17 protein-coding genes and 1 pseudogene are annotated in these 19,023 nt (G+C 67.6%); 7 read left to right on the top strand and 11 right to left on the bottom strand.

All coding sequences use genetic code 11. The annotated features are described in order from the left end of the window. Positions 1–22: 22 nt before the first annotated feature. Positions 23–388 (top strand): hypothetical protein, encoded by a 366-nt coding sequence (locus A5697_RS28750; protein ID WP_082953361.1) that lies wholly within the window; start codon positions 23–25, stop codon positions 386–388. Here A5697_RS28750 and A5697_RS27715 read toward each other — a convergent pair. Both A5697_RS27715 and A5697_RS12320 read right to left on the bottom strand, forming a co-directional pair. Next, positions 374–1,084, bottom strand: a pseudogene (locus A5697_RS27715) (thiamine pyrophosphate-binding protein); the annotation flags it as partial. The gene A5697_RS28750 and the pseudogene A5697_RS27715 sit on opposite strands and share 15 nt — an antisense overlap. Before the next feature lie 36 nt (positions 1,085–1,120). Beyond that, entirely contained in the window at positions 1,121–1,948 is an 828-nt protein-coding gene (locus tag A5697_RS12320) for an alpha/beta hydrolase (protein ID WP_067949606.1), read from the bottom strand. 112 nt (positions 1,949–2,060) lie between these two features. Between A5697_RS12320 and A5697_RS12315 the strand changes: the two genes are divergently transcribed. After that, the gene (locus A5697_RS12315) at positions 2,061–3,242 is read left to right on the top strand and encodes a CdaR family transcriptional regulator (protein WP_068010633.1); all 1,182 of its coding nucleotides are present in this window, start codon (positions 2,061–2,063) and stop codon (positions 3,240–3,242) included. Positions 3,243–3,386: 144 nt separating this feature from the next. Here A5697_RS12315 and A5697_RS12310 read toward each other — a convergent pair whose 3' ends face one another. Beyond that, complete coding sequence (locus A5697_RS12310; RefSeq protein WP_068010631.1) at positions 3,387–4,244, bottom strand: LLM class flavin-dependent oxidoreductase; 858 nt, start codon at positions 4,242–4,244, stop codon at positions 3,387–3,389. A 12-nt stretch (positions 4,245–4,256) separates the two neighbouring features. Further along, a complete protein-coding gene (locus A5697_RS12305) occupies positions 4,257–5,012 on the bottom strand; it encodes an SDR family oxidoreductase (protein ID WP_068010629.1) in 756 nt (251 codons plus the stop codon). Positions 5,013–5,079: 67 nt separating this feature from the next. Here A5697_RS12305 and A5697_RS12300 point away from each other — a divergent pair, with 67 nt between their 5' ends. The 3 genes from A5697_RS12300 (at position 5,080) to A5697_RS12290 (ending at position 7,018) form a co-directional block, all read left to right on the top strand. After that, positions 5,080–6,120: an Lrp/AsnC family transcriptional regulator gene (locus A5697_RS12300; RefSeq protein ID WP_082953359.1), complete on the top strand. Its 1,041-nt coding sequence runs from the start codon at positions 5,080–5,082 to the stop codon at positions 6,118–6,120. Between the two features lie 97 nt (positions 6,121–6,217). Continuing rightward, positions 6,218–6,703 (top strand): SRPBCC family protein, encoded by a 486-nt coding sequence (locus tag A5697_RS12295; protein ID WP_067949596.1) that lies wholly within the window; start codon positions 6,218–6,220, stop codon positions 6,701–6,703. Positions 6,704–6,793: 90 nt separating this feature from the next. After that, positions 6,794–7,018 carry a deoxyribodipyrimidine photolyase gene (locus A5697_RS12290; protein WP_067949594.1) on the top strand — a complete coding sequence of 75 codons (225 nt, stop codon included), beginning with the start codon at positions 6,794–6,796 and terminating at the stop codon, positions 7,016–7,018. Between the two features lie 26 nt (positions 7,019–7,044). Here A5697_RS12290 and hisS read toward each other — a convergent pair whose 3' ends face one another. Then, positions 7,045–8,307 (bottom strand): histidine--tRNA ligase, encoded by a 1,263-nt coding sequence (hisS, locus tag A5697_RS12285; RefSeq protein ID WP_068010627.1) that lies wholly within the window; start codon positions 8,305–8,307, stop codon positions 7,045–7,047. After that, positions 8,304–8,966, bottom strand: coding sequence for an MBL fold metallo-hydrolase (locus tag A5697_RS12280; RefSeq protein WP_067949589.1), 663 nt, complete (start codon positions 8,964–8,966; stop codon positions 8,304–8,306). Before A5697_RS12280 ends, hisS begins: the two co-directional genes overlap by 4 nt. A gap of 117 nt (positions 8,967–9,083) precedes the next feature. On the opposite strand from A5697_RS12280, the gene A5697_RS12275 reads away from it, so the two are divergent. Further along, the gene (locus tag A5697_RS12275; RefSeq protein WP_067949587.1) at positions 9,084–9,983 is read left to right on the top strand and encodes a peptidylprolyl isomerase; all 900 of its coding nucleotides are present in this window, start codon (positions 9,084–9,086) and stop codon (positions 9,981–9,983) included. A 70-nt stretch (positions 9,984–10,053) separates the two neighbouring features. After that, a complete protein-coding gene (locus A5697_RS12270) occupies positions 10,054–11,844 on the top strand; it encodes a protein kinase (RefSeq protein ID WP_068010625.1) in 1,791 nt (596 codons plus the stop codon). A 3-nt stretch (positions 11,845–11,847) separates the two neighbouring features. On the opposite strand, the gene A5697_RS12265 is transcribed toward A5697_RS12270, so the two are convergent. The 5 genes from A5697_RS12265 to secD all read right to left on the bottom strand — a co-directional run. Further along, entirely contained in the window at positions 11,848–14,238 is a 2,391-nt protein-coding gene (locus tag A5697_RS12265) for a bifunctional (p)ppGpp synthetase/guanosine-3',5'-bis(diphosphate) 3'-pyrophosphohydrolase (protein ID WP_067949640.1), read from the bottom strand. A gap of 97 nt (positions 14,239–14,335) precedes the next feature. Next, positions 14,336–14,893 carry an adenine phosphoribosyltransferase gene (locus A5697_RS12260; protein ID WP_067948685.1) on the bottom strand — a complete coding sequence of 186 codons (558 nt, stop codon included), beginning with the start codon at positions 14,891–14,893 and terminating at the stop codon, positions 14,336–14,338. Continuing rightward, positions 14,875–16,524 carry an ABC transporter substrate-binding protein gene (locus A5697_RS12255; RefSeq protein ID WP_068010623.1) on the bottom strand — a complete coding sequence of 550 codons (1,650 nt, stop codon included), beginning with the start codon at positions 16,522–16,524 and terminating at the stop codon, positions 14,875–14,877. The genes A5697_RS12260 and A5697_RS12255 overlap by 19 nt, the downstream gene beginning before the upstream one ends. Positions 16,525–16,529: 5 nt before the next feature. Continuing rightward, positions 16,530–17,810 (bottom strand): protein translocase subunit SecF, encoded by a 1,281-nt coding sequence (gene secF / locus A5697_RS12250; RefSeq protein WP_068010635.1) that lies wholly within the window; start codon positions 17,808–17,810, stop codon positions 16,530–16,532. 4 nt (positions 17,811–17,814) lie between these two features. Then, a partial coding sequence (gene secD, locus A5697_RS12245) for a protein translocase subunit SecD (protein WP_231972056.1) occupies positions 17,815–19,023 on the bottom strand: 1,209 nt, incomplete at its 5' end.

The raw sequence follows: 19,023 nt of genomic DNA, 5'->3' as shown, positions 1-19,023 counted from the left end.
CCGACCGGTATTCACCGCACCTTTGACCGGTTGGAGCGGGTTCCCGGAAAATCACCGGCTCTATCACGGCGCGCTGCCTCCGGGTGCGGGCTGGATCTCCGGGCTTCTCGCCGGCCACGACCTGATCCTCACGATCGGGACGCCGGTGTTCCGCTATTACCCGTTGGTGCCCGGGCCGTACCTGCCTGAGGGAGCTCGCTTGATCCAGATCACCAACGATCCCGACGAGGCCGCCCGCGCCCCCGTTGGTGACGCGATCGTCGCCGACATTCGCACCGCGGCCCGGGCCTTGGCGGCGGCGGTCAAGCCCACGCAGCGCGCCGTGATAGAGCCGGTGATTTTCCGGGAACCCGCTCCAACCGGTCAAAGGTGCGGTGAATACCGGTGATTCGGTGCGCTCGGCCAGCTCGATCACCGCGTCGTAGGCGTCGTAGCGGTCGATGTCACCGCCGACAACGATCGCTGGCGACGAGGCGGCGTCGAGTTGTGCACCGACCTGTTCGGCCAGCTCGGTCGGGAAACCCGCCGCGTGGGTCACGGTGCGATCGCGGACCAGTGCGATATCGGCGAGCTGGCCGTCGGTCAGTTCGATCGGCATGTCGTCCATCGGCAGCGAGACGAACACCGGGCCCATCGGCGGGGTGGTGGCCAGGTGGATGGCCCGGGCCAGCACGGCGGGGGACTCGCTGGCGGTCGCCGGCTCGGCGGCCCATTTCACGAATGGCTTTGGTGTTGTGGTGGGTTCGTGATTGGTCAGCAGGCAGTACTGGTTTTGCATGTTCCGGCGCTGGTTGCCCGCGGTGATGATCAGCGGCGTCTTGTTGACGTAGGCGTTGTAGATCTGGCCTTGCGCGTTACCCATTCCAGGGGCGGTGTGCAGGTTGACCACGGCCGGACGGCGGGTGACTTGCGCGTAGGCGTCGGCCATCCCGACCGGGATCATCTCCTGCAGGCCCAGGAAGTAGCGGAAGTCGTCGGGAAAGTCTTGCAGCAGCGCCAATTCCGACGAGCCGGGATTGCCGAACCAGGTGGTCAGGTTGTGCGAGCGGAACAAGTCAAGGATGGCGTCGCGCACTGTGGTCATAAGTGATGGTCGCTTTCATGCGAGTGAGAAGGAGAGTTAGTCGAGTTCCCCGGGCACGGGGTTCAGCGCCCAGCTCAAGGCGAAGTCGGCGACTTCTTCCCATCCCGGTGCGCCGCAGGTGAAGTGGTCTCGCTCGGGGAAGAGTTTGTAGGCGGTGATCGCGGCCGAGTGTTTGGCGTTTTTCGTGTAGTTCTCGTGCTGCACCGCGGGCGGCAGGATGTGGTCGTGGCCGCCGGCGATGAACAGCAGCGGCGCGCGGTCGTCGTTGGCGAAGTTGTAGGTGGTGGCCGCGTGGGGCGTGACGTTGGCCAGGCCGCCCTGGAACAGGATGCGCGCCGGCACCGGAACCGCGTACCGCTCATAGGCGCTCGCAGAGTCGGCTTCGGTGAGCGTGTTGGCGAAGGCGTAATGGAATTGCTTCGCTGTGATGGGCACCGCGCGGTGCACGTTGGCGGGATTTTTCAATACAGGGAATGTAGCCCGAACCTCCGAGAACGGCAGCGCGTTGATGCCCTTGACGGCGGCGCCGTCGATGGACACCCCGGCCCGCCCGTAGCCGGCGTCGAGCAGCAGCTGCACGAAGGTGCCGCCGAACGAGTGGCCCATCAGTATCGGCGGTTGGCTCAGTTCGCCGATGATCTCGGCGAGATGGTCGAAGACTTCCCGCACCCCAAGGTCGGCCAGCGGAGAGGGGTTCTCGCGCAGCGCGGCGACCCCCGTCGGGCCGGGCGCCACACCCGGATAGCCCGGCGTCAAAACCGTGAATCCCCTGGCGCGGTAACGGGCAACCCAGTCCTCCCACGCAAACGGCGTCATCCACAGGCCGTGCACCAAAACGATGGTCTGATCATGGGCGGCGTTCATGACAAGAAGCGTGATCGTTGCGGGAGGACTTCACAATGAACGGCAGCCCAAAGTCGCGATCGTGCGCCTTGTGCCCAGGCACAATAGCGAGCGGCGCTTTACGATTCGCTACATGTTGCAGCAACGACCGCTGACCGTGCTCACCAATCGCGTGCGACAACAGTCGGGCGCAATCGTGACCAAGGTCCTCGCCCGGCTGCGCGCTGAAGTACCCGACTATTTGCCCATCGACGACGACAACGGCGAGACCGTTAGGGGCAACATCGCCGAGTACCTCGACGAAATGCTCGAATGGATCGACCGAGGCACTGACCCCGGCCACCACAGCTTCGATTCCGCAATTCATCACCGCGCCAGCCAAGGTCTGACGCAGTCAAGTCTGTTGCACGCCTACCGGCTCGGCGCAGCGACCATCTGGGACGAGCTCGCACGCCTGGCGGACATCGGCGAAATCGAGAAGGAAGCCCTCATCGCGGCGACACCGTCCATCTTCGCCTGGATGAACACCAACTCGCTTCGCGCACACGCGGTTTTCCGCGAAGTCGACATCCGCAACGCCCGACGCAACGAACAAGTTCGCGCCGCCCTGCTCGATACGGTGCTGTTCAACGAATCCAGCGTCGGGGCAGCGTTCTGGGACGCGGTCGCCGCCCTCGGTCTCCCGCGGACGGGGCAGCTCACGATCATCTCGGCAACCAGCGCTGAGCCTTCGGTGGCGCATTCGCCTCCCGACATCGAGACGCTGATCTCGGCGAACCCCGCTGTTCAGGACTCGTGGTTTCGTCTCACGTCTCATTCGCAATTGGGGGTCGTGTCGCTTCGACGGAATCGCGCGGACGCGCTGGACACCATCGCCGCCACCATCTGCACCGACATCCCCATCATGATTGGCCTCAGCAGCCCCTTCACCGACGTCGCCGACTGCTCAAAAGCCCGCGCTCAGGCGCAAGTCGCTATGTCAGCCTCGTCGAACAGTCGCCCGAGTACTCGCTACAACCGCGACGTCATCGCGGTCTTGCTCGCCAGCTCACCAGACGCCGCCGCATCCGTAGTGACAACCACATTGGGACCGGTACTCGAGTTGCCAGCCGAACGGCGCGAACCACTCCTCACGACCGTCGACACCTGGCTACAGCGCGGCCAGTCCGTCTCGGCCACCGCCGACGAACTGCACTGTCACCGCAACACCATCAACTACCGATTGCGCCGATTCGCCGAACTCACCGGACGACCGCTGGCCGACAATATCTGGCTGGCTCAAGTCGCAGTGGCGCTGCAAGCCGCACGCAGCTAGTAGATAAACCGCGGTCGATCTGCGCGCCGAAAACTCTTCGGGCAGCTCGCGACTGCCTCCTCCGCGGTCCGGGTTCACGAGCTATTCGAACAACGCTCATGAGCTCGCCGAGCCCCGCGCAAACTCCTCTCGTGCAGCGGCCGCTCAGAGGACGGCGTCGGCAAGGCGATCCACCTGATCGACCCCTGCGACGCAGGGATGGAACACCAGCCCATTGAAACCGAGGTCGCGGTAGGCGCGCACGGTGGTCGCCGCGTCCTGCGGGGTGGTCAGCAGGTCGGCGACGTTGAGCGCTGCGTAGTCCGGCTTGAATCCGTAGTAGCGCTGTAGATGCTCCCGGCCGAGCCGGACAGTGTCCTCATCGCCGAACGCGAAGTTCACGCTGGCGTGCAGCCGCGGCTGCCCCGACCGGCCCGCCTCCCGCCACGCCGCGCGTGCCCGATCGGCGAATGACGCCTGATTGTCGTAGTCGCGCAGGGCGCCGGCCGACCAGCCGTCACCCATCGTCGCGACCCGGCGCATGGTGGCCTCCGACCGTCCCCCGAACAGGATGGGGATGCGCACCGGCCGCGGGCACAACCCCTTGTCGCCGGTGACCGGCGCGGCGCGCCACGCCTCGCGCAACAATCCGACCGTCTCGTCCAGAACCCGTCCCCGCCGGCCGAAGTCGGCGCCAACCGCCGCGTAGTCGTCTGTCCGGTTGCCCACACCCAAACCCAGGATCAGCCGGTTGCCGGTGCCGTCCGCGATGGTGGCGAGCTGCTTGGCAAGCAGCGCGGCCGGATAGAGGGGTGCCAGCAAAACGTTTGTGATCAAACCGATTTCACTGGTCGCGCCTGCGGCGAGGGACAATGCGACGATCGAATCGAGGCCTTCGTAGACCAGCCGGTCGATGGTGGCCAGGCTGGCAAACCCTCGTTGTTCCGCCCGGCGGGCCCAACGCACGGTGAGCGGACCCCGCACGTGGGCGATGTGGCTCGGCAGGCCAATTCCGATCTGCATGGGAATCCTCCGCTATTTCTGCATGGTTGTCTGATTGACGGCGGTGAAGATCTCGTCGTACGAGTCTTCGCGCGCGGCGAATCGCACGCGCCGAGCGGCATCGACCACGATCTCGGTGGCGCCCGGGTTGGATCGCAGCAACGAAATGGCCTCGGCGACAAAGGCATCCAACGCGACGACATGAGATGCATTGCCGAGACCGCGCTGAATGTCAGTCTCTACCCGTGGCGGGATGACCTCGACTACCTCAATCGCCGTGTCGCGCAGCTGGTGGCGTAGCGACTCGGTGTAGGAGTGCAGTGCCGCCTTGGTCGCGCAATACGTCGGCGTGACCGCCTTAGGTACGAAGGCCAGGGCGGAGGTGACGTTGACGATTGCGGCATCTCGCTGCGCGAGCAGAGTGGGTAGCAGTGCGGCGGTGAGCCGGATGGGCCCGAGCAGGTTGACCGCCACGGTTTCCTCCGCCGCGGCGGCGTCACCGGCCAGCAGGTCCTCGGTATGCATGATCCCCGCGTTGTTGATTACGACGTTCAGCCCGGGGTGGCGACCCGTCACTTCGGCAACCAGCCCAGCGATGCTGACCGGGTCGCTCTGATCCAGATGCACGCAGTCCATGCCGGGGTTGGCGGCCGCGGCGGCTTGCAGGACCTCGCGGCGCCGCCCGGCGATGATCACCCGGTTGCCCAGGCGGTACAGGGATTCGGCCAACGCTCGGCCGATTCCACTGCCTCCGCCGGTAACCAGGACGATGTTGCGTGTCAGCTTCATGGTGCAAGGCTCGCAGCGTCGGTGACGAAACAACCAGCGTACGGCTCAAAGTGTTGATAAATCCCTACTGGATGCCGAGATCCGCCTATTATTGCTCATGATCGACGCGCTGGACGGACAGATCCTACATGCCCTACAGATATCGCCCAGGGTCTCGTTCCGCCACATGGCCGAGGTCCTCGGAACGACCGAACAGACGGTTGCCCGCCGCTACCACAGGCTGCGCCGGAACGGAGTCGTCCGGGTCGTGGGTCTGGAGAACCCGTGGGGTGACGGTGACGCCGATTGGGCGCACTGGGTCTGCCGGATACACGCCAAGCCCGACCGCATACCGCAGCTGGCCGACGCGCTGGTTCGAAACCCGGATGTCTCCCACGCCAACGTCCTTTCGGGTTGGACCGACCTGGTGTGCACCATCCGGGCACCGCTCGGCGACAGCCGCGACGACGTGTTGTTGAAGCGGCTTCCGCGAGCGGGTTCGGTCATCGACATCGGCATCGACGCGGTGCTGCACACGTTCGGGCGAGCCCCGAGCGCGCCGTGGACGGGCTACGGCCACAAGCTCACTGGCGAACAGGCCGAGCAAATCCTCGCTGTCGTCGACCGCCCGACAACCGGGCAGACGTGCCGGCCGACCCTCGAAGACCGTCCCATGCTCGATGCGCTGGCCGATGACGGCCGCGCCCCCCAGGTACGGCTGGCCGAGCGCACGGGCTGGTCGGTGGCGCGAGTGCGCAGGCGCTTGGCGGCGCTCGAAGCGGCCGGGGCGTTGCTTTACGACGTCGACGTGCTTCCCGAGCGCCTCGGTTACCACCTCAGCGCCATGCTCTGGCTGACGGTCGCGCCCCGGCACACACACCGTGTCGGGGAACAGATTGCAGCGCACGACCAAGTCGCGTTCGCCGCCGCCGTCAGCGGTAGGAAGAATTTGATGGCGGTGGTCATCTGCCGTGACGTCAGTGATCTGTACGAGTACCTTTCCAACCGCCTCGGGGCAATCGAAGAGGTCCTCACCTACGAGGTCAGCATCCGCACCCAGCGGCTCAAGCAACACGGATCGGTGATCGCGCACGGGCGGCTGATGAACCCGACCCCGCCCGCGCGCTGAGCGCGGTGCCGCGGCGGGCTAGAGGGCACCGAAAATGTCACAACGGTCGTAGAGTGAGCGACGACCCCGTCGTACCTACTCCGGCCGCGAGGCACCCATGACCGAACGCATCGAGGTTCAGCGCACCATCGCGGCGTCGGCGCCGGAAATCTTCGCGGTGCTCTGTGACCCGCAGGGCCACGTCGCGATCGACTCGTCCGGAATGCTGCAAAGCGCCGAAGGCGATCCGGTGCGCGGCGTCGGTGACCGCTTCGTCGTGCACATGGATCGCGAGTCATTGAACGACTTTCCGCAATTCGGCAAGTACGACGTCACCGTCGACATCACGGAATTCGAACAGGACCGCCTGATCGCGTGGACCGTTCTGGGCAAAATTCAGCCTCCGATCGGCCATGTCTACGGCTATCGACTCCAGCCCAGCGAAAACGGTGCGGCGACCGTGGTCACCTCGTTCTACGACTGGTCAAACATCGACCCCAAGTGGCGCGAAGCCGGTATTTTCCCGATCCTGTCCGAGGGTGCGCTGCGGGCGACACTGGGAATTCTGGATCGTACGGTCCGGCGCGGTTATCCGCGCGGATAACGCGTTTTCGGTGAGCGCCTAGACCCGACTGCGGTTTTATCGCGCATTCGGGTGGGTATGACGTTTGGGCCCCTCACGAAAGGACCCGACATGTTGCACTCGATGATTCTGGCGAGTTCGGACCCCGTCGCGGCCGGCTTCATCCTCCGCGGCATCAAGGGAATCTTTGTCGCCATCGGCAGCGTTATCGCCGCATTTATCTGCGCAATCATCGCAATGACGAAGGGCCGCAATCCGCTGGGGTGGGGAATTCTCGGCCTATTCTTCTCGATCCTCACGTTGATCGTCGTCATCATCATTCCGAGCAAGAAATAACACCACGACGATGCCCGCGGACCGGGCTACCGTCCTAGTTTTGAAAGAACCTCGGCGACAACAGAATCCGCCGCAACGGGCAGCTGATCCCCGGTCGTGAGGTCCTTCACCCCGACCGTCCCCGACTCGATGTCACGGTCACCGAGCACCAGCGCGATGCGGGCACCGGAACGGTCAGCCGCGCGCATCGCCCCTTTGAGGCCGCGGTCGCCGTAGGCCATGTCGACGCGCACGCCGGCGGCGCGCAGCCGCGCGGCCAGCACCGCCAGCTGGAGCTTGGCCTGCTCGCTCAGCGGCACGCCGAACACTTCGCAGCGGGTCGTCTCCCCCACGCTCTTGCCCTCGGCGCGCAGCGCCAGCAGGGTGCGGTCGACGCCCAGCCCGAACCCGATGCCGGACAGGTCTTGCCCGCCGAGCTCGTGCATCAGGCCGTCGTAGCGGCCGCCGCCGCCGATCCCGGATTGCGCGCCCAGACCGTCGTGCACGAACTCGAAGGTGGTCTTGGTGTAGTAGTCCAGTCCGCGCACCATGCGCGGGTTGATGACGTAGGGCACGCCGAGCGCGTCCAGGTGCGCCAGCACGGTGTCGAAGTGCTGCTTGGCGACGTCGGACAGGTGGTCGATCAACACCGGCGCGTCGGCCGTCATGGCCCGCACGGCCGGTCGCTTGTCGTCGAGCACCCGCAGCGGGTTGATCTCGGCGCGCCTGCGCGTCTCGTCGTCGAGGTCGAGCCCAAAGAGGAAGTCCTGCAACAGTTCCCGATACTGCGGGCGGCAAGTCTCGTCGCCCAGCGAGGTGATCTCCAGGCGGAACCCGTCCAGTCCCAGCGAACGGAAGCCGGCGTCGGCGATGGCGATCACCTCGGCGTCCAGCGCCGGATCGTCGACGCCGATCGCCTCCACACCCACCTGCTGCAGCTGCCGATAGCGGCCGGCCTGCGGCCGCTCGTAGCGGAAAAACGGCCCCGCATAACACAGTTTGACCGGCAACGCCCCGCGGTCCAGGCCGTGCTCGATCACCGCGCGCACCACCCCGGCGGTGCCCTCGGGCCGCAGGGTGACCGAGCGGTCGCCGCGGTCTGCGAACGTGTACATCTCCTTGGACACCACATCGGTGGATTCGCCGACGCCCCGGGCGAACAGGGCGGTGTCTTCGAAGATGGGCAGCTCGATGTGGCCGTAGCCGGCCCGGCGGGCGGCGGCCAACAAGCCGTCACGGACGGCCACGAACTGCGCGGAGTCCGGCGGGACGTAGTCCGGCACCCCCTTGGGCGCGTGAAACTCCGTCACGGGCTGAGGCCTTCGATGAACGGATTGAATCGCCGCTCCGCGCCGATGGTGGTGGCGTTGCCGTGACCCGGCAGCACCACGGTCTCGTCGTCGAGCACCAGGAGTTTTTCCACGATCGAGGTCAGCAGGTCGCGGCCGCTGCCGCCGTGCAGGTCCGTGCGGCCGACCGAGCGTTCGAACAGGGTGTCGCCGGTGAACACCACATCGTTGTCTCCCGCTACCCGGAAGACCACCGACCCACGCGTGTGCCCGGGCGTGTGGTCGACGTTCACGGTCACGCTGCCCAGGTCGAGCTTGTCGCCGTCGCGGTCCAGCTCGACGACCTGCTTGGGCTCGCGGAAAAAGGCACCCGCCATCAGCTGCGCCACCCGCGGACCCAGGCCGTAGATCGGGTCTTTGAGCATGAACCGGTCCTCGGGGTGGATGTAGGTCGGGCAGCCGAAGGTGTCGGACACCTTCTGCGCCGACCACATGTGGTCGATGTGTCCGTGGGTGAGCAACACCGCCGCCGGGGTCAGCCGGTTCTCGTCGAGGATGCGCCGCAGCGGGCCCATCGCCCGCTGGCCCGGATCCACGATGACGGCGTCCGTCCCCGGCCGCTCAGCCAGCACATAGCAGTTGCACTGCAACATGCCTGCGGGAAATCCGGTGATCAACACGGTTCCCAGTTTCCCACGGGCCCCACTTGACACCGGTCGCGGCGCCCACATTAGCCTGAGCTGGCCACTGACGCCTTTCGCGGGCACCCGACTTACCGACCATGGAGGCAGACGGCCGTGCCGACCAATGAACAGCGACGTGCCAACGCCAAGCGCAAGCTCGAACGGCAGCTGGAGCGCCGCGCGAAGCAAGCCAAGATGCGCCGGATCGTGTTGATCGCCGCCGGCTCGGCCGTGGCCGTGGCGGTGGTCGTCGCGGTGGTGCTCACGGTCATCAACACCAAACACGAGCACAAGAGCAACACCGCGACGAGCACGACATCCGCCGCCCCCAGCAGCTCGCCGGAGTCCACGACGCCCCCTGGGCCGACGCCGCCCGTTCCGCCGCTGCCGGCGTTCAAGCCGTCGGCCGACCTGGGTGCCAACTGCCAGTACCCGGCGTCACCGCAACCGGCCGCCAAAGAGGTCAAGCCGCCGCGCACCGGCAAGGTGCCGACCGACCCCGCCCAGGTGAGCGCCAGCATGGTGACCAACCAGGGTCGCATCGGATTGATGCTCGCCAACAACGAATCACCTTGCACGGTAAACAGTTTCGCGAGCCTGATCGGCCAGAAGTATTTCGACAACACCAAGTGCCACCGGCTGACCACGTCGGCTGACCTGGGCGTGCTGCAATGCGGCGACCCCAAGGGCGACGGCACGGGCGGCCCGGGCTACCAATTCGCCAACGAGTACCCGACGGACCAATACCCGCCGAACGACCCGAAGGCGCAACAGCCGGTCCTCTACCCGCGGGGCACCCTGGCGATGGCCAACGCCGGTCCCGGGACCAATGGCAGCCAGTTCTTCATGGTGTACAAGGACTCCCAGTTGCCGCCGCAATACACCGTCTTCGGCACCATTCAGCCGGACGGGCTGGCCACGCTGGACAAGATCGCCAAAGCCGGCGTCGCCGGCGGCGGTGAGGACGGCGCACCGGCCTCCGACGTCACCATCACCTCGCTGTTGCTCGACTAAAGCCAAGCAGCGCAACGCCGCTGATTCGAATCGGGCGACCAACGGGTGGTCCACCGCTTAAGGTCGTTGCGTGGGGACAGAGTCTTTCGGGCAATACCAACTGCTGGACGTTTTGGGGCGCGGCGGCATGGGCCAGGTCTACCGTGCCTACGACTCCGCCACCGATCGGGTCGTCGCGTTGAAGGTGCTGCCCCCGAACTTGGCCGAGGATCAGGAGTTTCAACAGCGATTCCGCCGGGAGGCACGCATCGCGGCGAGCCTCAACGACCCGCACGTGGTGCCCATCCACGGTTACGGCGAGATCGACGGTCGGCTCTACGTCGACATGCGCCTGATCGAAGGCCGCGACTTGGTGCAGTACATCGAAGAGAACGGGGGGCGCCTGTCCCCCGAGCGCGCGGTGGCGGTGATCGAACAGGTTGCCGCCGCGCTGGATAGCGCCCACCAGGTGGGGCTGATCCATCGCGACATCAAGCCGAAGAACATTCTTCTCACCCAGGCGCGCGACTTCGTCTACCTGATCGATTTCGGCATCGCGCGCACCCTGGCCGACACGTCGCTCACGCAGACCGGGCACACGATGGGCACCGTCGCCTACATGGCGCCCGAACGGTTCAGGGGCACAACGGATCACCGCGCCGACGTGTATTCGTTGGCCTGCGTGCTGCACGAGTGCCTGACCGGCAGGCGGCCTTATGCCGGCGAGAGCCTCGAGGAACAGCTCAACGCGCATTTGAACACGCCGCCGCCGCGGCCGTCGATGACCGCCGCCGGTGTGCCCCAGGCCCTCGATGCGGTGGTCGCCCGCGGGATGGCCAAAGACGCCGAATACCGCTACCAGTCGGCGATGGAACTCGCCGAAGCCGCCCGGGCGGCGCTGGCCGCCCCGGCCGGGACGGCGGCGTGGAGCCCCCCGCCGGCGCCACCGGCATCGCCACCGGGGCCACCGGCCCCGCAGGAACCGACGCAGGACTTCCCCCCGACGGGCGCCAACCCCGGCGCCGGCCCGCCGTATCGCCCGCCGACGCATTCCCGGCGGCTGCTGCTGGGCATCGTCGGCGCGTCGGCCCTGGCGCTGGCCGCGGTGGTGGCGTTGGTCATCGCGTTGGTGAGCCAGAACGACGACTCGGCCGGCAGCGCGGCATCGAGCACCCCGACCCGCGCCCGCGTTCCCAACCGGCCGGGATCGAGTTCCGGACCGACCGCGCAGGCAACGGGGACCGTGCCGCCGCTGCCGGCGTTCGCCCCGCCGGCCGATCTGGGCGCCAACTGCCAATACCCGAGCGCGCCGGACGCCGTCGTCAAGCCCGTCAGCCCGCCCCCGACCGGCCGGGTCTCCACCGAACCCGCGCAGATCCCGGCCACCGTCTCGACCAACCTGGGCGACATCGGCATCGAGCTCGCCAACAACGAATCCCCTTGCACGGTCAACAGCTTCGTCAGCCTCGCCAAGCAGCAATTCTTCGACAACACCCAGTGCGCCCGGCTGATCAACTCGACCGACGGAGGGTCGCTGCTGTGCGGCGGCCCCGACGCGGACGGCGCCGGTGGCCCCGGCTATCAATTCGCCGACGAATACCCCACCAACCAATACCCGGCCGGTGACCCCGCGCTGCGGGCGACGGTGGTGTACCCGCGCGGCACCGTGATCATGGCGACCGAGGGGCCCAACACCAACGGCAGCCAATTCGTACTGGTGTTCCGGGATTCGGAATTGGAGCCGCAGAGCACGGTGTTCGGCACCATCAGCCAGGCGGGCCTGGCGGTCCTCGACAAGATCGCCCAGGCGGGTATCGCAGGCAACCGGCAGAGCGGGGCTCCGACCAACCCGGTCACGATCAACTCGGTGCGCGTCGGCTGAGCCTTAGGCGGCGGACGTCACGCGGTAGACGTCGAAAACGCCTTCGACGTTGCGCACCACGTTGAGCAGATGCCCGAGATGCTTCGGGTCGCCCATCTCGAAGGTGAACCGGCTGACCGCCACCCGGTCGTTGGAGGTGGTGACCGAAGCCGACAGGATGTTGACCTTCTCGTCGGCCAGCACCCGCGTGACGTCGGAGAGCAGCCGGTGCCGGTCGAGCGCCTCGACCTGGATGGCCACCAGGAACACCGACGACGGCGACGGGGCCCAGTGCACCTCGATGATGCGCTCGGCCTGCTGCTGCAGCGACGCGGCGTTGGTGCAGTCGGTGCGGTGCACGCTCACTCCCCCGCCGCGGGTGACGAAGCCCATGATCTGGTCGCCGGGCACCGGCGTGCAGCACTTGGCCAGCTTGGACAGCACGCCTGGGGCGCCGGGAACCGAGACGCCGACGTCGTCGCTGCTGCGCGGGCGGCGCAGCATGGTCGTCGGCGTGGACCGTTCGGCGAGATCCTCCTCGGCCTGGTCGATCCCGCCCAGCTCGGCCAGCAGCCGCTGCACGACATGGCGCGCCGACACGTGGCCCTCGCCGATCGCGGTGTAGAGCGCGGACACGTCCGCGTAGTGCAGCTCGCGGGCCACCGCGGCCATGGATTCGGCGTTGACCAAGCGCTGCAACGGAAGTCCGCCGCGGCGCACCTCGCGGGCCATGGCCTCCTTGCCGGCCTCCAGTGCCTCCTCACGCCGCTCCTTGGCGAACCACTGCCGGATCTTCGCCTTGGCGCGCGGCGACACCACGAACTGCTGCCAGTCCCGCGACGGCCCGGCGTTGGGCGCTTTCGAGGTGAAAACCTCGACGACTTCGCCGTTTTCCAGCTTTCGTTCCAGCGCCACCAGCCGCCCGTTGACCCTGGCGCCGATGCAGCGGTGGCCGACCTCGGTGTGCACGGCGTAGGCGAAATCGATCGGCGTCGACCCGTTCGGCAGGGTGATCACATCGCCCTTGGGGGTGAACACGAAGATCTCTTGCACCGCAAGGTCGTAGCGCAACGACTCCAGGAACTCGCCCGGGTCGGCGGCCTCCCGCTGCCAGTCGAGCAGTTGGCGCATCCAGGCCATGTCGTCGATCTCGGCGGCGGCGTGCGGATGCGGAACCCCGTTGCGGCCCTTGGCTTCCTTGTAGCGCCAGTGCGCGGCGATGCCGTACTCGGCGGTGCGGTGCATGTCCCGGGTGCGGATCTGCACCTCCAGCGGCTTGCCCTCCGGTCCGACGACGGTGGTGTGCAACGACTGGTATACGCCGTATCTGGGCTGGGCGATGTAGTCCTTGAACCGCCCCGCCATCGGCTGCCACAACGAATGCACCACGCCGACAGCGGCATAGCAGTCCCGGATCTCGTCGCAGAGGATCCGGATGCCGACCAGGTCGTGGATGTCGTCGAAGTCGCGTCCCTTGACGATCATCTTCTGATAGATCGACCAGTAGTGCTTGGGCCGACCCTCCACCGTCGCCTTGATCTTCGACGCGCCCAGGGTATTGGTGATCTCGGCGCGGACCTTGGCCAGGTAGGTGTCCCGGGACGGCGCGCGGCCGGCGACCAGGCGGACGATCTCGTCGTACTTCTTCGGATGCAGGATCGCAAAGGACAGGTCTTCGAGTTCCCACTTGACGCTGGCCATACCAAGCCGATGAGCAAGGGGCGCAATGACTTCCAGCGTCTCGCGGGCCTTGCGCGCCTGCTTCTCCGGCGGCAGGAAGCGCATGGTGCGCATGTTGTGCAGCCGGTCGGCGACCTTGATCACCAGCACCCGGGGGTCGCGGGCCATCGCGGTAATCATCTTGCGGATGGTCTCGCCCTCGGCGGCGGTGCCCAGCACCACCCGATCCAGCTTGGTCACGCCGTCGACGAGGTGGCCCACCTCCTCGCCGAACTCCTCGCTCAAAGCCTCCAGCGTGTAGCCGGTGTCCTCGATGGTGTCGTGCAGCAGGGCGGCCACCAAAGTAGTGGTGTCCATGCCCAATTCGGCGAGGATGTTGGCGACGGCCAGGGGGTGGGTGATGTACGGATCACCGGAATGGCGAAACTGCGTGGCGTGCCGCTGGTCGGCGACCTCGAAGGCGCGCTGCAGCAACGACAGGTTGGCCTTCGGATAGATCTCGCGGTGCACCGCCACGAGCGGTTCGAGCACCGGGTTGAGCGTGGTGCGCTGGGCGGTCATCCGCCGGGCCAGCCGGGCCCGCACCCGGCGCGACGCGCTGCTGGGGGTTTTCAGCGTCTCGGTCGGCGGATCCGGCGGCTCGGCCTGCGCCGTTACCGGCTCCCCGACCAGCAGCGCGTCGCCGACGTCAGTGGGCGCGTCAAGCGCCTGCGCCGCGCTCTTGTCGTCCGCCACGTTGGTCACCTCCGACTTCGAGGATATCGCGCGGTGCGCCCAGGCTCGGTTTGATCGCCCGCCTCCTCACGCCGCATAGCGGCGCATCGTCGCCGGCCTAGAGCCGACTCAGGCTGTGCAGCGGCAACCCCGCGACCGCCTGACGACCGCCCAGCGCGGTCAGTTCGACGATCACCGCCGCCGCCATGACGGTGGCCCCGGTGCGTTCCAGCAACCGGGCCGCCGCGGCGAGGCTGCCGCCGGTGGCCAGCACGTCGTCGATGATGACGACGTGGCGGCCGCGCAGGTCGATGCCGTCCGCGGGGATTTCGAGCGTCGCGCTGCCGTACTCCAGGTCGTAATGTTCGGCGTACACCGGCGGCGGCAGCTTGCCGCCCTTGCGGATGGCCAGCACGCCCGTGCGCAGGCGGTCGGCGACGGCCGCCGCGGCCAGGAACCCACGGGCGTCGATCCCGGCCACCAGGTCGGCGCCCGACGCGATCTCGGCCAGCGCGTCGGTGATCGCCGCCAACCCGGCCGGATCGGCGAACAGCGGGGTGAGGTCACGGAATTGCACCCCCGGCTTGGGAAAGTCGGACACCTCGCGCAGCAGCGAGGTGATGACGTTGGCCACCGAGGCGTTCCCGCCGACACTGGTCACTGGACCAGCGCCCATCGGTCCATGTTCCAGCCCGCGCCCCAGCGAGTCGGGTTCTTGCTCACCGCATACATCTTCTTCGACATCAGCAGCGTCCGTTGCTGCCGGTAGAGGGGCAAAGTGGGCATGTCGCCCCACAGTACCGGCGCCGCCTCCCCCAGCAGCCGCACGCGCTCGGCGGGGTCGGAAGACACCGCCAGCGCCCCGATCGCGCTGTCGATCTGCGGATTCGAGTAGCCCGACAGGTTGTTGCCGTTGCCGCTGTGCAGGTCGTAGGCGTCCATCGCCGACGACCCGGTGGACCCGCTGCCGGCGGCGCCGCCGGTGCTGGCCAGCAGGGCATCGATCTTCCCGTCCTTGAGCGCTTGCGGCCCCGAGGTGTCCAGGGCGATGTTGGCGACGGTGATGCCGGCCGCGGCACAGGATTTGCCGATCACCCCGACGTTGACCGCCAGGCGCGCGTTGGGCCCCTGATAGCCGATCCGCACCGTCATCGGGGCACCCCCGAGCGCGTCGCGGGCGGCCGCGGGGTCCGCCTTGCCGAACTGGCCGGCTTCGGCGGCACCGTCGGCGGCGGTGACCGGGTCGTCGGCGGCCGGGTTGAGCCGCGAGTTGGCGATCGGCACCCCGGCATCGCGCGCGAGCGTGTCGCGCGGTGTGCACAGGGCGAGCGCGCGGCGGGCCTTGGGCTGCGACAGGGGGCCCTGCGGCGCGAAGATCAGCTGCTCGATGCCGTCCGACGGCGCATCGGCGCGGTCGTAGTTGTCCGGGGTCGTCAGCGTTCCCGAGGAGCCCGCCGCCACGTCGACCACGTCGACGCTGCGGTTGTTGACCCGGTCCTGGATGTCGGGCCCCTGGGGCCAGACGGTGATCCGCTTGGTGAGCGCCTTGGGACCCCACCACCGGTCGTTGGCGACGAGCACCACCGCGCCGCCGTCCAGGATGCGCTCGATCTTGTACGGGCCGGACGACGGGAAGTGCTTGAGGTCGAGGCCGGGCTTGAGGTCCCACATCGTGTTCCACAGCTTGGCGATCTGCTGCACGAGTTGGGCGTTGTTGCTCAGCAGGGCCGCGGTCACGTCGACGTGCAGCTCGTCGGCGATGACGTGCGACGGCATCATCGACGTGGCGGTGAACAGCTGGTTGTAGTCGACGATGCCGCGGTCCGGGATGAACGACACCCGGGCCTTCTTCTGCCCGGGCAGGCACTCGACGTTGGCGATGTCGAGGTAACCGGCCTGGGAGGCGGCGTTGAACTCGGGATACCGGCCGGACTGGGCCGCCCAGGCCAGCACCAGGTCGTCGCAGGTCACCGGCTTACCGTCGGAATAGACTGCGTTGTCGGCGATCTGGTAGTCCAACACCAGCGGCGAACCGCCCACCACCGACACCGTGCCGAAGTCACGGTCGGCGACGGTCTGCCCGTCGGGGCCGTGGTAGCTGAAGCCGGCCAGCGTGCGCGCGAACGCCTGCGCCCCGGCCGACGCGGCGCCGACGACGGTGTTGGTGTTGTAGGTGACCAGCGGGCCGTCGACCACGTAGTCGATCTGGGAGGCGGCGCTGCCGGAGCACGCCGCCAGCGTGAACGCCGCCACGAGCAGTGCGGCCAGACCGATAGCGCCCCCGGTGAGGCGATACCTGGCGGCCACGGCGACTACCGCCGGCCGGCGTTTCGCTTGCCGCTCGGACGCCGGGTCCCCGTGGGTCGCACCGGGCGCGCACCCGGCGCCGGCTTGCTCGGTGCGGGCTTGTCAGCCGAGGCGGCTTCGGTGGCCTCCGGCGAAGCCGACTCGTCCGCGGTGGACTTCGCCTCCTCGGGCTCGGTGCCGGCCTTCCGACGCCGCGTGACGCGGCGGGTGTGCGTGCGCACCAGTTCGGTGCGTTCGCGCAGCGTGACCAGCAGCGGCGTCGCGAAGAAGATCGACGAGTAGGTGCCGACCAGGATGCCGACCAGCTGCACGAGCGCCAGGTCCTTCAGCGTTCCGACGCCCAGCAGCCATACCGCCACCACCATCAGCGCCAGGACCGGCAACACCCCGATGAGGCTGGTGTTGATCGAGCGCATGAACGTCTGGTTGATCGCGAGGTTGGCCTGTTCGGCGAAGGTGCGCCGGGTAGTGTGCTGGAACCCGTGGGTGTTCTCCTCGACCTTGTCGAACACGATGACGGTGTCGTACAGGGAGAAGCCGAGAATCGTCAGCAGACCGATGACGGTGGCCGGGGTGACCTCGAAACCGACCAGCGAGTACACCCCCGCCGTGACCGTCAGGTCGAAGACCATGGTCGTCAGCGCGGAGATGGCCATGTACCGCTCGTACCGCACCGTGATGTAGAGGCTGACCAGCGCCAGGAACACTACGAGCGCGATCAGTGCCTTATTGGTGATCTGATCGCCCCAGGTCTCCGATACCGCCGCGTCGCTGATGGCCTGCTTACTCGGCTTGCCGTCGGCGCCCTTGGGCTGGAAGGCGTCGAACAGGGCGTTGCGCAGCGCGGATGTCTGGGCGTTGGACAGCGTTTCGGAGCGGATCTGCACGGTCGCCGAACCGCCGTTGCCGACGACCACCACCGACTCCGGGTCGCGGCCGATGGCCTTGCGGAAGACGTCGGACACCTGCGACGTCTGCACCTGGCCCGTCGCGCCCGCGGCGGGCATCGACACCGTCGTGCCGCCGTTGAAGTCGATCCCGAAGGTGAAGCCCCGCAGCAGGATGCTCAGTACGGCGACGCCGACGATCGCGCCGCTGATGCCGAACCACAGCCGGCGACGCCCGATGACCTCGAAGGCGCCGGTGCCGGTGTAGAGGCGGGACAGGAAGCCGTGGCGCGGCAGCGCGGCGCCGCCGTCGGAGGTTGCCTCCACCGCGCCTTCGCCGGCTTCGGTGATCTCGGTCGCTTCGGCCGCGTCTGTCTGGGTCTTGCCTTTGGAGGCCATCACGCTATCCCCGTCCCGTCTTGACGTTCGACGAAGCCCGGCGCTCGCGGGCGACCTGCTGTATCGCGCCCAGGCCGTTGTATGCGGGTTTCGCCAGCGTCGGCGACTTGGACGCCAGGTAGACCAGCGGCCAGGTCACCAGGAACACCACCACGACGTCGAGGATCGTGGTGAGGCCCAGCGTGAAGGCGAAGCCCCGCACCTGGCCGATCGCCAGGGCGTAGAGCACCGCGGCGGCCAGGAAGGTGACGGCGTTGCCCGACACGATCGTCTTGCGGGCCCGCACCCAGCCACGGGGCACCGCCGACCGGAACGATCGGCCCTCGCGGATCTCGTCTTTGATGCGTTCGAAGAACACCACGAACGAGTCCGCGGTGGTACCGATACCGATGATCAGACCCGCGATCCCGGCCAGGTCCAGGGTGTAGTTGATCTGCCGGCCCAGGATCACCAGGATCGCGAAAATCATTGCGCCGGAAGCGATCAGCGAGAGCGCCGTAAGCAGGCCCAGCACCCGGTAATACAACAACGAGTACAGCAACACCAGCACCAAGCCGATCGCACCCGCGATCAGCCCCGCTCGCAGCGAGGTCAATCCCAGTGTCGCCGAGACGGTTTGAGCCTCCGAAGCCTCGAAGGACAGCGGCAGCGAACCGTATTTCAGGACGTTCGCCAGCTGCTTGGCGGTGGCGGCGGTGAACGGCGGGTCGCCGCCGGTGATCTGGGTCCGGCCGCCCGGGATGGCTTCCTGAATCATCGGGGCGCTGACCACCTGGGAGTCCAGCGTGAACGCCGTCTGGGTGCCGATGTGGGCGGCGGTGAAGTCCGCCCAGGTGTTGGCCGCCGCCGGCTTGAATTGCACGTCCACGACGTAACCGATGCCGCGCTGGTTCATGCCGGAGGTGGCGTCCTGGATCTGGTCGCCGCTGATGATCGACGGCGCCAGCAGGTAGGCCACCTTGTGGTCGGTCGAGCACGTCACCAGCGGCAGGTTCGGGTCGTCGTTGCCGGCCAGGATGTCCTCTTTGTCGCAACGGGTGGCCTGGAACTGCAGCGCGAGGAACTGGACGCCCTGACGGGTGCTCTGGCGCCACTTCTTCTCATCGGCGATGCGGTCGGCGAGCTCCTTGCGCGGGTCGGGCGGCGCTGTCGGCGCTGACCCGCAGTTTCGGCGGCGGGCCGGTCGGGGCGTCGAGCTGGCGGTTGCCGTCGG

This window comes from Mycobacterium sp. E3251, assembly GCF_001666835.1.
Lineage (GTDB): Bacteria > Actinomycetota > Actinomycetes > Mycobacteriales > Mycobacteriaceae > Mycobacterium.
Note: the sequence above shows the minus strand (reverse complement) of the source record. Positions and strands in the feature narration are given on the sequence as shown.